Origin of the sequence: Streptomyces umbrinus, assembly GCF_030817415.1 — a bacterium.
In the GTDB taxonomy this organism is placed as follows: domain Bacteria; phylum Actinomycetota; class Actinomycetes; order Streptomycetales; family Streptomycetaceae; genus Streptomyces; species Streptomyces umbrinus_A.
In genome coordinates this window covers 3,968,822-3,983,493 of record NZ_JAUSZI010000002.1, presented here as the reverse complement: position 1 = coordinate 3,983,493, position 14,672 = coordinate 3,968,822, and the positions used below count along the sequence as shown (strand labels likewise).

Below are 14,672 nucleotides of genomic sequence, written 5' to 3'. Positions count from 1 at the left end.
TCGCGGGCAGGCTCGTGGCCGTGGGCAGGTCCGAGGCTGTGGGTGGGACGGCAGCCGGGGGCAGGTCCCAGGTCCTCGGTGGGCTCGCGGGCGGGCGCAGGTCCGAGGTTCCGGACCGGTCCGAAGGCGTGGGTCGGCCCGCGATAACCAGTGCCGTTGTGTCAGAGCCCTGTGCGATGCTCGGCGTTGTGGAGACCAGATCCGTCAGTCCGGTCTTCGTCGGCAGGGCCGACGAACTGGGCGTGCTGAACGACGCACTCGCCCGTGCCGCCACGGGCGAGCCGCAGGCGTTGCTCCTCGGCGGTGAGGCGGGCGTCGGAAAGACCCGGCTCATCGAGGAGTTCGCCACCGCGGCCTGTCGCGAGGGGGCCGTCGTGGCGCTCGGCGGCTGTGTCGAGATCGGGGCCGACGGCCTGCCCTTCGCACCCTTCTCCACCGCACTGCGCGCCCTGCGCCGCCACCTGCCCGACGAGCTGGCCGCCGCGGCCGCGGGGCAGGAGGAGGAGCTGGCCCGGCTGTTGCCCGAGCTGGGCGACACCTCACGCGGGCGGCACGACGAGGACGGCATGGCCCGCCTCTTCGAACTCACCGTCCGGCTGCTGGAGCGCGTCGCCGCCGACCGCCCGGCCGTCGTCCTCCTGGAGGACCTGCACTGGGCCGACGCCTCGACCCGCCACCTCCTCGCCTACCTCTTCCGTACGCTCCGCAGCGGCCGCCTCCTCGTCGTCGCCACCTACCGCGCCGACGACATCCACCGCCGCCACCCGCTGCGCCCACTGCTCGCCGAACTCGACCGGCTGCGCACCGTCCGCCGTATCGAACTCGGCCGTTTCAGCCGTGCCGAGGTCGGCCGCCAGATCGCCGGAATCATCGCCACCGAACCCGACCCGACCAGGGTTGACGAGATCTTCACGCGCTCCGACGGCAACGCGTTCTTCGTCGAGGAACTGGCCGTGGCCGCCAACGACGGCTGCCGCACCGGCCTGACCGACTCCCTGCGCGATCTGCTCCTCGTCCGCGTCGAGAGCCTGCCCGAGGGGTCCCAGCGGGTCGCCCGGATCGTCGCCGAGGGCGGCTCCACCGTGGAGTACCGGCTGCTCGCCGCCGTCGCCCGGCTCTCCGAGGACGACCTCATCGAGGCACTGCGGGCCGCTGTCGGCGCCAACATCCTGCTCGCGACTCCCGACGGGGACGGCTACCGCTTCCGCCACTCCCTGGTGCGCGAGGCCGTCGGCGACGACCTGCTGCCCGGCGAGCGCTCCCGCCTCAACCGCCGGTACGCGGAAGCGCTGGAGGCCGACCCCACGCTCGTCCCGGCCGACGAGCGCGCCGCCCGCCTGGCCAGCCACTGGTACCACGCGCACGACGCGGCCAAGGCCCTGCCCGCCGTCCTCGACGCCTCCGTCGCGGCCCGCCGCCGGCACGCCTACTCGGAACAACTGCGGCTCCTGGAGCGCGCGATGGAGCTCTGGGACACGGCCCCCGACTCCGTACGCGCCGAACTGCGGCCCGTCGACTACACCGAGGTCTATCCTCCCTGCGGCTGCGACCCGGCCACCACGCCGCTGCGCTACCTCGACCTGATGGCCGAGGCCGCCGTCGCGGGCCGGTTCTGCGGGGAGCGCGAGCGTGCCCTGAAGATCACCAAGCGGGCCCTGCACCTCCTGGAGGAGGAGGACGATCCGCTGCGCGCGGCCTGGTTCTGGATCCAGCGCTCCCGTCTCATCGAGGCGGTGGCCCGCGGCGACGGGTGGAAGGAACTCGCCACCGCCCAGGAGCTGGTGCGCGGGCTGCCGCCGTCCGAGGTGCACGCCGACGTCCTCGCCCATGTCGCCAACTGGTCGATGATGCACAGGCCGGGACCGGAAGCCCTCCAGGCCGCCGAGCGCGCCGTGGAGTACGCCCGGATGGTGGGCGCCCGCGACATCGAGCTGAACGCGCGGCTCACCCTGGGCGGCCTCCTCGTCGAGTCGGGCGACATCGAGGCGGGGCTCGCCGAGGTGCACGAGGTCAAGGAGCGGGCGGGGAAGGTAGGTGCCGCCTATGTGGTGGGCCGCGCCCATGTGAACCTGCCCTCCCATCTGGAGGGCATCGGCCGCTCCCAGGACGCTGTCCGGATCCTTGAGGAAGGGGTCGAACTCGCCCGCAGACTCGGTCTGTTGGACACCGAGGCCTGGGTGTGGGGCAATCTCGCCGAGTCCCTCTTCTCCCTGGGCCGCTGGGACGAGGCCGGTGCGGCCGGGTTCAACTCGGACCGCGTCGGCCAGAGCGCCAAGCCCCGTGGCTTCCGCACCACCCTCCACGCCCATCTCGCGCGCGCCCGGGGCGACCTGCCCGAGGCCGGCCGCCAACTGGCCGCCGCGCGGGAGCACTTCGGCACCCACGACACCGTGCCCCAGCACGCGCTGCCGCTGACCACCCTCGCGATCGGCATAGCCGCCGCCGAGGGCCGCCTCCTCGATGCCCGTGCCGAACTGGACGAGGCCCTGAGCACCGGCTTCCCGCCGGGCACCCAGCGCTACGCCTGGCCCCTACTGCTCGCCGCCGCGACCGCGGAGGCCGACGCCCGCGGACTGCCCGTCGCCGAACAGGGCCGCGCCGACGTCCTGGAAAGCCTGCGCAAGGCCGCCAAGTCCCTCGCCACGAACGTGCCCGTCTGGCAGGCCCACGAGCACTGGGTGCGAGCCGAACTGCTGCGCGCCGAGGGCCGGGACACTCCGGACGAGTGGTCCGAGGCGGTCACCGCCTTCGAGCCCCTCGAGCGCCCGTACGAACTCGCCCGGGTGCGGCACCGGCTCGCGGAGTCCCTGCTGGCCTCCGGAGGCGGTGAGGAGGAACGGGGCCGCGCCACGGAACTGCTGCGGCTGGCCCGTGCCGTAGCCGACCACCTCGGCGCACGTCCGCTCGCCGATGCCGTCGCCCTGCTCGCCCAGCGCGCCCGCCTCACCCTCGCCCGCGCCTCCGAGCGGTCCGCCCCCGCTCCCGCCGACCCGGTCGAGGCACTCGGTCTGACCAGCCGCGAGCGCGACGTCCTCCGACTGGTCGCCGCCGGGCGCAGCAACCGCCAGATCGCCGAGGAGCTCTTCATCTCCCCCAAGACGGCCAGCGTCCACGTCTCCAACATCCTCGGCAAGCTCAACGTCTCCGGCCGCGGCGAGGCGGCCGCGCTCGCGCACCGGATGCGGCTGTTCCCGCCACACCAGGCCGGCGCCCGGACGGCCGGGTGAGATCCACGCGGACAGATCGACGTGGACAGATCCACCCAGTGGGACCCACGCCGTGAGGTCTACGCTGTAAGAGACCCCGGGTCGAGGGAGGCACCGTGTTCAACATGATCGAGGAGCTCTTCGCACCAGGCCGCAAGCACACCGACGAGGAACGCAAGCGGCTGGAGCTGACCCGCGTCGACCTGAACGACGGGGACCCCGGACGAGGCCCGATAGACCTCGCCTCCGGCAAGGTGGTCGTCCGCCTGCCGACGCAGCCCGGGGACGAGACCGAGCCCGAGTCGGACCCGGCTGCCACTCCGGACCAGGCTCAGCCCCCGACTCGGGACCAGGCCCCGGCTCCGGACCACTCTTCACCTGGAGGGCAGGCCTCAGCTCCAGAGCAGGCCCCGGCCCAGGCCCAGGCTCCAGCTCCGAACCAGGCCCCCGCCCCAGTCCCGGACCCAGCCCCCGCCCCCGAGGAAGCTCCCGAATAGCTGCCCCCGCTGCGGGCGTCCTACGTGACCTCCAGTTCCAGAATCTTGTCGTCGCCCGACTCCGGGGTTCCCCGGCCGTCCGTCTCGCTCGTCATCAGCCACAGCTTGTTGCCGCCCGCCGAGACCACCGTGCGCAGGCGGCCGTAGTCGCCCTCCAGGAAGGCCTGGGGGTCTGCCGACTCCTCCGTGCCGTTGAGCGGGATGCGCCACAGCCGCTTGCCGCGCAGCCCCGCCATCCAGATCGAGCCCTCCGCGTAGGCGATACCGCTGGGGGAGGCCTCGTCGGTGCTCCACTGGTCGATCGGGTTGTGGTACTTGGAGTCGTCGGACTGGCCCTCCGCCTCCGGCCAGCCGTAGTTGTCGCCCGGCTTGATGTGGTTCAGCTCGTCCCAGGTGTCCTGGCCGAACTCGGAGGCGAACAGCCGCTGCTTGGAGTCCCAGGCGAGACCCTGCACATTGCGGTGGCCGTACGAGTAGACCGGTGAGTTGAACGGGTTGCCCGGGGCCGGCTCGCCCTCCGGGGTCAGCCGGAGGATCTTGCCGCCGGTGGACTTCTTGTCCTGGGCGAGCTCGGTGACGTAGGTCTCGCCCGTGCCCACGTACAGCATCTTGTCCGGGCCGAAGGCGATCCGGCCGCCGTTGTGGTTGGTGCCCTTGGGGATGCCCCTGAACACCGTGTCGGGCGCGCCCAGTTGCTGACCGGCCGGCTTCTTCGCGTCGTACAGCATGCGCACGATGCGGTTGTCCGAGTCCGAGGTGAAGTACGCGTAGACCATGTGGTCCGACGCGTACGAAGGAGAGAGGGCCAGGCCCATCAGGCCGCCCTCGCCGGCGGGGGCGACTCCGGGCACGGAGCCCAGCTCGGTCTTCTTGCCGGTCTTCTCGTCGACCCGGGTGATCGTCCCCTCGTCCCGCGAGGACACCAGGAGGCCGCCTTCGGGCAGTGGCGCCAGGCCCCAGGGGCTCTTCAGACCCTCGGTGACGGTCCGCACGACCTTCACGGAACCCTTGGCGGGCGGGGTCTCCTCGGCCGTCCGCCCGGAGGCCGGGGCCGAGGCGCCGGGCTGAGAGCTGCCCGGAGACGTGCTCCCGCCGCCGCCCGACTCCTCCCCGTCCCCCGAGGAGCACCCGGCCGTCACCAGGAGCGTGGCCGCGGCCAACATGGCCGTCACAGCTCGACGTTGCACGATCTGGATCCCTTCGACGCGGCAGGTTCTACTTTTCATACACCGCGAGTGCTCCGCAGGTTCCCACTTGGACGGATCACGGTGTCTTCCCGGCTGGGGGTCCGGGGGCCGTTCCCCGGGAAACGCAGTCGCCGCTCGCGCCTCATGGGTTCCGATCACCGAACCCCGAAGCGACGAACTCCGAAACGCAGGGCTCGCGCGAACCGTGCCATTGGGTCCCAAGGGCCCGATCGGTGCCGGGCGGGACCCTCTCAGTCCCAGGATCCCCGTGCCGAAGGCAGTCCCGCCACCTCCGCGAGATCCTCCGTCGTCAGACGGAGTCCGGCCGCCCCCGCGTTCTCCGCGGCCCAGCGCTCCCGCTTGGTCCCCGGCACCGGCACCACGTGCCGCCCCCGCCCGAGCACCCACGCGAGCGCCACCTGCGCGGGAGTGACCTCCGCTCCCTGCGCAGTGTGCCGGGCGGCTATGCGCCGCAGCCCGGCGACTATCGGCTGGTTCGCGGCCATCATCTCGGCGGTGAAGCGGGGGTGCCGGGCCCGTACGTCGTCGGGTTCGAAGCCCTCGCCGGGGGTGAGCGTCCCGGTCAGGAAGCCGTTGCCGAGCGGCATCGCCGCCAGGAAGCCGACGCCGCGGGCCTCGCACCACGGCAGCAGACCCTCCAGAGCCTCCGGCGACCACACCGACAGCTCGGCCTCCACCGTGCTCACCGGGAAGACCTGCTGCACCCGCTCCAACTGGCGGATCGTTCCGTCGTGCAGCCGGGCTCCCGAACGGCGATGGGAACGCGCACCCACCGCGCACAGCCCGAGCGCCCGCACCTTGCCTGCCGAGACGAGCTCGGCCATCGCGCCCCATGTCTCCTCGACCGGTATCTCCGGGTCCGCGCGGTGCAACTGGTACAGGTCGATGACGTCCGTCTGGAGGCGGCGCAAAGAGGCGTCGCACGCCCGCTTCACATAGCCGGGGCGGCCGTTGGCCACGATGTGCTGTTCGCCCACCAGGAGGCCGACCTTGGTCGACACGAAGGCCTCGGAACGCCGCTCCTTCAGTGCACGCCCCACCAACAGCTCGTTGGTGAACGGCCCGTACATGTCGGCGGTGTCCAGGAGCGTCGCGCCCCGGTCGAGGGCCGCGTGCACGGTCCGCAGCGACTCGTCGCCCCGCTGCCGCGAACCCGAGTACGCCCAGCTCATGGGCATGCACCCGAGGCCGACAGCCCCCACCTCGAGCGCCGCCGCCCCGATCGTCCTGCGCTCCACCTGGCCGTGCCCTCCCTTTCCTGGCACCCCAAACTAACCTCTGCGTCCCCAGGTGCTTCGCATAGCCTCCTGACCATGACGTACGAAGTGTGGCTTCCGTTTCACGCAGACGACCTCGACGGTCTCCCCGAAGGCCCCAACTACCGCTTCTGGAACGGTGAGCAGGACTTTCCCGCCGATCCCGCCGACTGCTCTTTCTATGTCGTGCCCTACATGAAGGGCAGCGACATCTCGGTGCGCCCCCTGGCCGAAATGACGTCCGTCCAGGTCGTGCAGACCCTGTCCGCCGGCATCGACCACGTAGAGCCGGGCCTGCAACTGCTCCCCGAGGGCGTGAAGTTGTGCAACGCGCGCGGGGTGCACGACGCGAGCACCGCCGAACTCACCCTCACCCTGATCCTCTCCTCGCTGCGAGGCATCCCCGACTTCGTGCGGGGGCAGGACAGCGAGGAGTGGCGGTCCGGATTCCGTCCCGCGCTCGCGGACAAGTCCGTACTGATCGTCGGCTACGGAGCGGTCGGTTCGGCCATCGAGGACCGGCTCGTTCCCTTCGAGCTCGCGCGGGTGGCGCGCGTCGCGCGCTCCGCACGCGAGACGGCGCGCGGTCCCGTGCATCCGATCACCGCCCTGCCCGAACTACTCCCGGAGGCCGATGTGGTGGTGCTCATCACGCCCCTCACCGAGCAGACGAAAGGCCTGGCAGGGGCCGAGTTCCTGGCCCGGATGAAGGACGGCGCCCTGCTCGTGAACGTCTCCCGCGGCGGAGTCGTCGACACCAAGGCGCTCCTCGCCGAGCTGGAGAGCGGCCGGATCACAGCCGCCCTGGATGTCACCGATCCCGAGCCGCTGCCCCCGGGGCACCCCTTGTGGCATGCGCCGGGCGTCCTCATCAGCCCCCACGTGGGCGGCCCGACCTCCGCGTTCTTCCCGCGCGCCAAGCGGCTCCTGGGCGACCAGTTGAACCGTTTTGTGAACCGGGAGCCGCTGCGGAACGTGGTCCTTACGACGGGCTCCTAGTCCTCCTCCACCCTCGGCCGCACCCGGGCGGGGACTCCGCCGGGCACCCTCCGCAGTCTTCCGAATGCGGGCCGTGCCCGCATTCCCGCTGGTCGTCACGGAGCGTAGAGAGACTATGTCCCTGAGTGACGAGACTGGTGTATCGTCCCGACAGGGGCTGCGCCGTGCACCGTTCGGCGCCGGGGAGCGAGAGACAGCAAGAGCGAGGGGGGCGACGGGCGATGCACGGTCTATGGGCCAACGATCCGACGCGGCGGGGCCGCCGACGACGACCCTGGCGCGTACCGACGCACAGACGCGGTCACAGCGGCCATCACCACCGAAGGCCCGGCGGTCGCAGGAGGCACGCACATCCGGCACGCCGGGACCAGAGGGACTCGGGGGCGGCACGGTCCGGAGAGACACAGTGAGCTCCCCGCCGGCGCTGCTCGCCCGTCGTCCGGTCCCCGGGGGCGGAGTGGGTGTCGTACCGCAACTCGTGCTGGCCCTGGTGTGCGCGGGATACGCCGTCGGTTCCGCGTTCGGCTGGGGATCACCACGACTCGCCCTGATCATGGGCGACTTCGGGCTGAGTGCGGCGGCCGCCACCGCGGCCGTCTCCTGCTTCCTCTGCGCCCGTACCCGTCGCAGTCGCTTTCGACCGGCATGGCTGCTCTTCGCGCTCTCCTCCGCCATGGCGGCGGCGGGCAACCTCGTCTGGGGCTGGTACGAGGTCGTACTGGAAGCCCCGGTGCCCAGCCCGAGCTACGCCGACCTGTTCTTCCTGTGCTTCGCGCCACCGGCCATCGTGGGACTGCTCGTGCTCGCCAAACGGCCGGTGAGCACGGCCGGCTGGGTCTGTCTGGGCCTGGACGCCTGGCTGATCGGCGGCTCGCTGCTCACGCTCTCCTGGAGCCTCGCGCTCGCCCAGGCGGCGAAGGCGGAGGGTCCGAGCGTCCCGCACACCGCGCTGTCGCTCGCGTATCCGCTGCTGGACATCGCTCTGGTGAGCATGGTGCTCGCACTGCACTTCAGGCGCTCGGCCGTGAACCGCTCCGCGGTGAACACCGCGATCGGCGCCCTGGCCCTGACGGTCATGTGCGACGCCCTGTTCACCTCACCCCTGATGCACAACGACTACCGCTCCGGGCAACTGCTCGACGCGGGCTGGTTCGCCGGATCACTACTGCTCGCGTACGCCCCCTGGGTGGGGCAACGACGCGGACACACGGAAGAAGAGGGGCACACGCGCGTGGTGTACGGCTACGTGCCCGGGCCCCAACAGGGACAAGCGGCACACGTGCCCCTCCAGGAAGGAGGTCACAGTCGGTATCCGGCCAGCCGGCCCATCAGCAGTTCACTGGCGGCACTCACTCCCTACCTGGCCGCCGCCGTCTGCACACTGGGCATCCTCTACAACGTGCTCAACGGCCGCAGCGTCGACCGCGTGGTGCTCGTCACCGGCGGCACGGTCGTGCTCGCCCTCGTCGTGCGCCAGGGCATCATGCTCCTCGACAACATCACCCTCACCCAGGAACTGGCCCAGAAGGAGAACCACTTCCGCTCCCTGGTGCAGGGTTCCAGCGACGTCATCATGATCGCCGCTCCGAACGGCATCCTCCGGTACGTCAGCCCGGCCGCGGCCGGGGTCTACGGACGGCCCGCCGAGGAACTCGTCGGTTCCGAGCTCGCCTCGCTGATCCACCCGGAGGACCTGGGCTGCGTGGTGCACGAGGTGCGCCGCTTCCTCGCGGCCAGCCCCGGCGAGGAACCCACCACGCGCATCGAGTGCCGCTTCAAGTTCGGCGACGACGGCTGGCTCAACGTCGAGTCGACCGTCAACCGTCACCACGGCGGCCTCATCTTCAACAGCCGGGACGTGACCGAACGGGTCCGCCTCCAGGCACAGCTGCAGCACAACGCCGAGCACGACCCGCTCACCGACCTGCCCAACCGCGCCCTGTTCACCAAGCGCGTCGGACAGGCGCTTTCCGGCCGCCGTTCCTCCGACCGCGGCACCGCCGTCCTCTTCATCGACCTCGACGGCTTCAAGGCCGTCAACGACACCATCGGACACCAGGCCGGCGACGAACTGCTCGTCCAGGCCGCCCGCAGACTCCAGGACGCCGTCCGGCAGAGCGACACCGCCTCCCGCCTCGGCGGCGACGAGTTCGCGGCCCTGATCGTCGGTGACGGCGGCCGCGACCGCACCGCGCGCGAGCACCAGATCTTCGAACTCGCCGACCGGCTGCGCGTGACCCTCTCGCAGCCGTACACCATCGACGGCAACGATGTCCGGGTCGCCGCCTCCATCGGTGTCGCCTTCTCCGAGCCCGGCCTCGGCGCGGGCGAGCTGCTGCGCAACGCCGACCTCGCGATGTACCGCGCGAAGGCCGCGGGCAAGGGCCGCGTCGAGCTGTACGCGCCACAGATGCAGCAGGACGTCGTACGGAAGGCCCAGCTCGCCACCCGGCTGCGGGCCGCCCTGCACGACGGCGAGTTCGCGCTGCTGCACCAGCCCGTGGTGTCCCTCGACACCGGACGGATCACGGCGGTCGCGGCCCAGGCGCGCTGGCGCTCGGCCCAGGGCGTGCTGTTCACCCCCGCCGAGTTCCTGCGCGTCGCCGAGGACAGCGACCGCACCGCCGAGCTGGGCCGCTGGATGCTGGAGGAGGCCGTCGAGCAGGCCGCCGAGCGTGCCGCCACGGGGCTCGCCGTGCCCGTCGCCGTCCGGATGACCGCCCGTCGGCTTCTCGACCGGTCCATGCCCCTGGGTTCCGTCGAGGCCCTGTTGACCCGGCACGGCCTGCCGTCCGGTGCCCTCATCGTCGAACTGGCCGAAACCGATCCCAAGATCTCCCTCGACGAGCTGGAGCGCCGCCTCAACGCACTCAGGCGGCTGGGCGTCCGGATCGCCCTGGACGGCTTCGGCAACGGCTACGCCACGATCACCGCACTGCGCCGCCTCCCCGTCGACGTACTGAAACTGGACCGCGGTCTGGTGGAAGGTGTCGTCGAGTCCGCCCGGCTCCACAAGATCACCAGCGGGCTGCTGCGTATCGCGAACGACCTGGGCCTGCAGACCGTGGCCGCCGGAGTGGACCTGCCCGAGCAGGTCATCGCCCTGCGCTCGATGGGCTGCACCCACGGACAGGGCAACGCGTTCTCCGGACCGCTGGACGAGTACCGACTGCGCCGCGCCCTCGCGGCCGGCGCCTACCCCGTGCCCCACGGCCCCGTCGAACCGATCTTCGTGGGAGGTGGCAGCAGCGGTGTCTACGCAGGTGGGAGTACGAGTGCGTACGTGGCCGGAGTGTCCTCGGCCGCGTACGGAACCGGTACGGCCCTCCGCTCACATGATGAGACTCCCGTCCCACCCACTTGACACGCACTGCGTGCCGGGGGGAGGGTCTGTGCCATGCGCACCCGAATTCTCGTACTTGGAAAGCGCGTCGGCTGAGCTGGGAAGCACCGGATCGATGATCCGGAACTCCCAGCGACCGCACCCGGCGCGCTCCCCTCGCTTGCCTCACGGCACGAGGGGTTTTTTGTTGCACGGGCGCCTGTCGAGCAGCAACTGAACACCGCACAAACCTCGCAAAAACCCTCAGCATCGAGAAGAGAATGCCGATGACCGAGCAGGCCACCGGGGCCCACCACCCGCAGCCGCGGCCCCGTTCCGGAGGACAGCAGTCCGCCCCCGAGCAGGTGACGGGAGCGCAGTCCCTCATCCGTTCTCTCGAGGAGGTCGGGGCCGAGACGGTATTCGGCATTCCCGGCGGTGCGATCCTTCCGGCCTACGACCCGCTGATGGACTCCCGGCGGGTGCGCCACGTGCTCGTCCGCCACGAGCAGGGCGCGGGCCACGCGGCCACCGGCTATGCGCAGGCCACCGGCAAGGTCGGCGTCTGCATGGCGACCAGCGGCCCCGGCGCCACCAACCTGGTGACGCCGATCGCCGACGCGCACATGGACTCGGTGCCGCTCGTGGCGATCACCGGCCAGGTCGCGTCCAAGGCGATCGGTACGGACGCCTTCCAGGAGGCGGACATCGTGGGCATCACGATGCCCATCACCAAGCACAACTTCCTCGTCACCAAGGCCGAGGACATCCCGCGGACGATCGCGGAGGCCTTCCACATCGCCTCCACCGGCCGCCCGGGCCCCGTCCTCGTCGACATCGCCAAGGACGCCCTTCAGGCGCGCACCACCTTCCAGTGGCCGCCCGCCCAGGACCTGCCCGGCTACCGCCCGGTGACCAAGCCGCACGCCAAGCAGATCCGCGAGGCCGCCCGGCTGATCACCCAGGCCAAGCGACCCGTCCTGTACGTCGGCGGCGGCGTCCTCAAGGCCGGTGCCACCGCCGAGCTGAAGGTCCTCGCAGAACTCACCGGAGCGCCCGTCACCACCACCCTGATGGCGCTCGGCGCATTCCCCGACAGTCACGAGCTGCACGTGGGAATGCCGGGCATGCACGGTGCGGTCACCGCCGTCACCGCGCTGCAGAAGGCCGACCTGATCGTCGCCCTCGGAGCCCGCTTCGACGACCGCGTCACCGGCAAGCTGGACAGCTTCGCCCCGTACGCGAAGATCGTCCACGCCGACATCGACCCGGCCGAGATCGGCAAGAACCGTGCCGCCGACGTGCCGATCGTCGGTGACGCCCGCGAGGTCCTCGCCGACCTGGTGCAGGCGGTGCAGAAGGAGCACAGCGAGGGACACCGGGGCGACTACACCGCCTGGTGGAAGGACCTCAACCGCTGGCGCGAGACGTACCCCCTGGGCTACGACCAGCCGGACAACGGCTCGCTCTCGCCCCAGCAGGTCATCGAGCGTGTCGGACAGCTCGCCCCCGAGGGCACGATCTTCGCGGCGGGCGTCGGCCAGCACCAGATGTGGGCCGCGCACTACATCCAGTACGAGAAGCCCGCGACCTGGCTGAACTCGGGCGGCGCCGGGACGATGGGCTACGCGGTCCCGGCCGCGATGGGTGCCAAGGCCGGCGCCCCGGACCGTACGGTCTGGGCGATCGACGGCGACGGCTGCTTCCAGATGACCAATCAGGAGCTCACCACCTGCGCCCTGAACAACATCCCGATCAAGGTCGCCATCATCAACAACGGCGCTCTCGGGATGGTCCGCCAGTGGCAGACCCTCTTCTACAACCAGCGGTACTCCAACACCGTGCTGCACTCCGGCCCCGACGCCGACGGCAAGCAGCCGAGCGCCGGCACCCGCGTCCCCGACTTCGTCAAGCTGTCGGAGGCCATGGGCTGCTACGCGATCCGCTGCGAGTCCGCGGACGACCTGGACAAGGTCATCGAAGAGGCGAACTCGATCAACGACCGGCCCGTCGTGATCGACTTCATCGTCCACGAGGACGCCATGGTGTGGCCGATGGTCGCCGCCGGCACCTCGAACGACGAGATCCTGGCCGCCCGGGACGTCCGCCCCGACTTCGGCGACAACGAAGACGACTGAGAGCCGTAGGTAAAGGAAGCAGACCCATGTCCAAGCACACGCTCTCCGTCCTGGTGGAGAACAAGCCCGGTGTCCTCGCCCGGATCACGGCCCTGTTCTCCCGGCGCGGCTTCAACATCGACTCGCTCGCCGTCGGCGTCACCGAGCACCCCGACATCTCGCGCATCACGATCGTGGTGAACGTGATCGAGGAACTGCCGCTCGAACAGGTCACCAAGCAGCTCAACAAGCTCGTCAACGTCCTGAAGATCGTCGAGCTGGAGCCGTCGGCGGCCGTTCAGCGCGAACTCGTTCTGGTGAAGGTGCGCGCCGACAACGAGACGCGCTCCCAGATCGTCGAGATCGTCCAGCTGTTCCGCGCCAAGACCGTGGACGTCTCCCCGGAGGCCGTCACCATCGAGGCCACCGGCGGCAGCGAGAAGCTGGAGGCCATGCTCAAGATGCTGGAGCCGTTCGGCATCAAGGAGCTCGTCCAGTCCGGCACGATCGCCATCGGCCGCGGCGCCCGGTCGATCACCGACCGTTCGCTGCGCGCCCTCGACCGATCCGCGTAGGACTCCTACACGACGTCGCATACGCGAAGTCGTACGCGCCCGTATTCCGAGACCCCGAAACCTCCCTTTCCCCTCCCGCCGTACGGTGGGACGCAACACCCAGCACACATAGGAGAGAACCCAGTGGCCGAGCTGTTCTACGACGACGACGCCGACCTGTCCATCATCCAGGGCCGCAAGGTCGCGGTCATCGGCTACGGCAGCCAGGGCCACGCCCACGCGCTGTCGCTCCGTGACTCGGGTGTCGACGTCCGGGTCGGTCTGCACGAGGGCTCCAAGTCCAAGGCGAAGGCCGAGGAGCAGGGCCTGCGCGTGGTGACCCCGTCGGAGGCCGCCGCCGAGGCCGACGTCATCATGATCCTCGTCCCGGACCCGATCCAGGCCCAGGTGTACGAGGAGTCCATCAAGGACAATCTCAACGACGGCGACGCGCTGTTCTTCGGCCACGGCCTGAACATCCGCTTCGGCTTCATCAAGCCCCCGGCCGGCATCGACGTCTGCATGGTCGCCCCGAAGGGCCCGGGCCACCTGGTCCGCCGCCAGTACGAGGAGGGCCGCGGCGTTCCGTGTATCGCGGCCGTCGAGCAGGACGCGACCGGCAACGGCTTCCCACTGGCGCTCTCGTACGCCAAGGGCATCGGTGGCACGCGTGCGGGCGTCATCAAGACGACCTTCACCGAGGAGACCGAGACCGACCTGTTCGGTGAGCAGGCCGTTCTCTGCGGTGGTACGGCCGCGCTGGTCAAGGCCGGTTTCGAGACGCTGACCGAGGCCGGCTACCAGCCGGAGATCGCGTACTTCGAGTGCCTCCACGAGCTGAAGCTGATCGTGGACCTCATGTACGAGGGCGGCCTGGAGAAGATGCGCTGGTCGGTCTCCGAGACCGCCGAGTGGGGCGACTACATCACCGGTCCCCGCATCATCACGGACGCCACCAAGGCCGAGATGAAGAAGGTCCTGGGCGAGATCCAGGACGGTACGTTCGCCCAGCAGTGGATGGACGAGTACCACGGCGGTCTGAAGAAGTACAACGAGTACAAGCAGCAGGACGCCGAGTCTCTCCTGGAGACGACCGGCAAGGAGCTGCGCAAGCTCATGTCGTGGGTCAACGACGACGAGTGACTCCGTCGGTCGGGCCGTGGGCCGGGGTTGCCCGGTACCACGGCCCGACCGTCTGCCTCGGGCAACGCCTCGGGGCTCCGCCCCGGACCCCGCTCCTCAAACTCCCCCACTGCCTCAAGGGTGTGGGGGGACCCCCAGGGGCTGGATTATCCACGTGCGGGTGATCCTTCTGCGGAGGCGTAAGAACAGCACCGCGCCGCCACTAGACTGCTCCACTAAATACGCGTCGGGCCCACAGCGTCGTGCGTCTTCCACGCGGCAATCGCGACACCGAGGAGTTTCAGCCACGTCCCCGCGCCGCCCGGCACGCACTCTCGCTGCACCGGCCAAAGGCCCAAGTAGCTCCGCTACGAGGACCTTCGCCCGGCAC

Annotated in this window: 9 protein-coding genes; 7 read left to right on the top strand and 2 right to left on the bottom strand. The window is 70.5% G+C overall.

Annotation, left to right across the window (positions count from 1 at the left end):
• Positions 1-176 precede the first annotated feature (176 nt).
• Both QF035_RS17385 and QF035_RS17380 read left to right on the top strand, forming a co-directional pair.
• Positions 177-3,227 (top strand): helix-turn-helix transcriptional regulator, encoded by a 3,051-nt coding sequence (locus QF035_RS17385; RefSeq protein WP_307531190.1) that lies wholly within the window; start codon positions 177-179, stop codon positions 3,225-3,227.
• Positions 3,228-3,331: 104 nt separating this feature from the next.
• Positions 3,332-3,703 (top strand): DUF6191 domain-containing protein, encoded by a 372-nt coding sequence (locus QF035_RS17380; protein ID WP_373466953.1) that lies wholly within the window; start codon positions 3,332-3,334, stop codon positions 3,701-3,703.
• Between the two features lie 20 nt (positions 3,704-3,723).
• Here the strand turns inward: QF035_RS17380 and QF035_RS17375 are convergent, their stop codons facing one another.
• Both QF035_RS17375 and QF035_RS17370 read right to left on the bottom strand, forming a co-directional pair.
• A complete protein-coding gene (locus QF035_RS17375; RefSeq protein ID WP_373466952.1) occupies positions 3,724-4,866 on the bottom strand; it encodes a PQQ-dependent sugar dehydrogenase in 1,143 nt (380 codons plus the stop codon).
• 275 nt (positions 4,867-5,141) lie between these two features.
• A complete protein-coding gene (locus QF035_RS17370; protein WP_307521236.1) occupies positions 5,142-6,149 on the bottom strand; it encodes an aldo/keto reductase in 1,008 nt (335 codons plus the stop codon).
• Positions 6,150-6,224: 75 nt separating this feature from the next.
• Here QF035_RS17370 and QF035_RS17365 point away from each other — a divergent pair, with 75 nt between their 5' ends.
• From QF035_RS17365 to ilvC, 5 genes are all read left to right on the top strand, one after another.
• Positions 6,225-7,166, top strand: coding sequence for a 2-hydroxyacid dehydrogenase (locus QF035_RS17365; protein ID WP_307521235.1), 942 nt, complete (start codon positions 6,225-6,227; stop codon positions 7,164-7,166).
• Positions 7,167-7,572: 406 nt separating this feature from the next.
• Positions 7,573-10,530, top strand: a complete 2,958-nt coding sequence (locus QF035_RS17360; protein WP_373466668.1) for a putative bifunctional diguanylate cyclase/phosphodiesterase — start codon at positions 7,573-7,575, stop codon at positions 10,528-10,530.
• Between the two features lie 239 nt (positions 10,531-10,769).
• Complete coding sequence (locus QF035_RS17355; RefSeq protein ID WP_307521233.1) at positions 10,770-12,626, top strand: acetolactate synthase large subunit; 1,857 nt, start codon at positions 10,770-10,772, stop codon at positions 12,624-12,626.
• A 26-nt stretch (positions 12,627-12,652) separates the two neighbouring features.
• The gene (gene ilvN / locus QF035_RS17350) at positions 12,653-13,180 is read left to right on the top strand and encodes an acetolactate synthase small subunit (protein WP_200395719.1); all 528 of its coding nucleotides are present in this window, start codon (positions 12,653-12,655) and stop codon (positions 13,178-13,180) included.
• Positions 13,181-13,303: 123 nt separating this feature from the next.
• Positions 13,304-14,302 (top strand): ketol-acid reductoisomerase, encoded by a 999-nt coding sequence (ilvC, locus tag QF035_RS17345; protein ID WP_143640586.1) that lies wholly within the window; start codon positions 13,304-13,306, stop codon positions 14,300-14,302.
• Positions 14,303-14,672 lie beyond the last annotated feature (370 nt).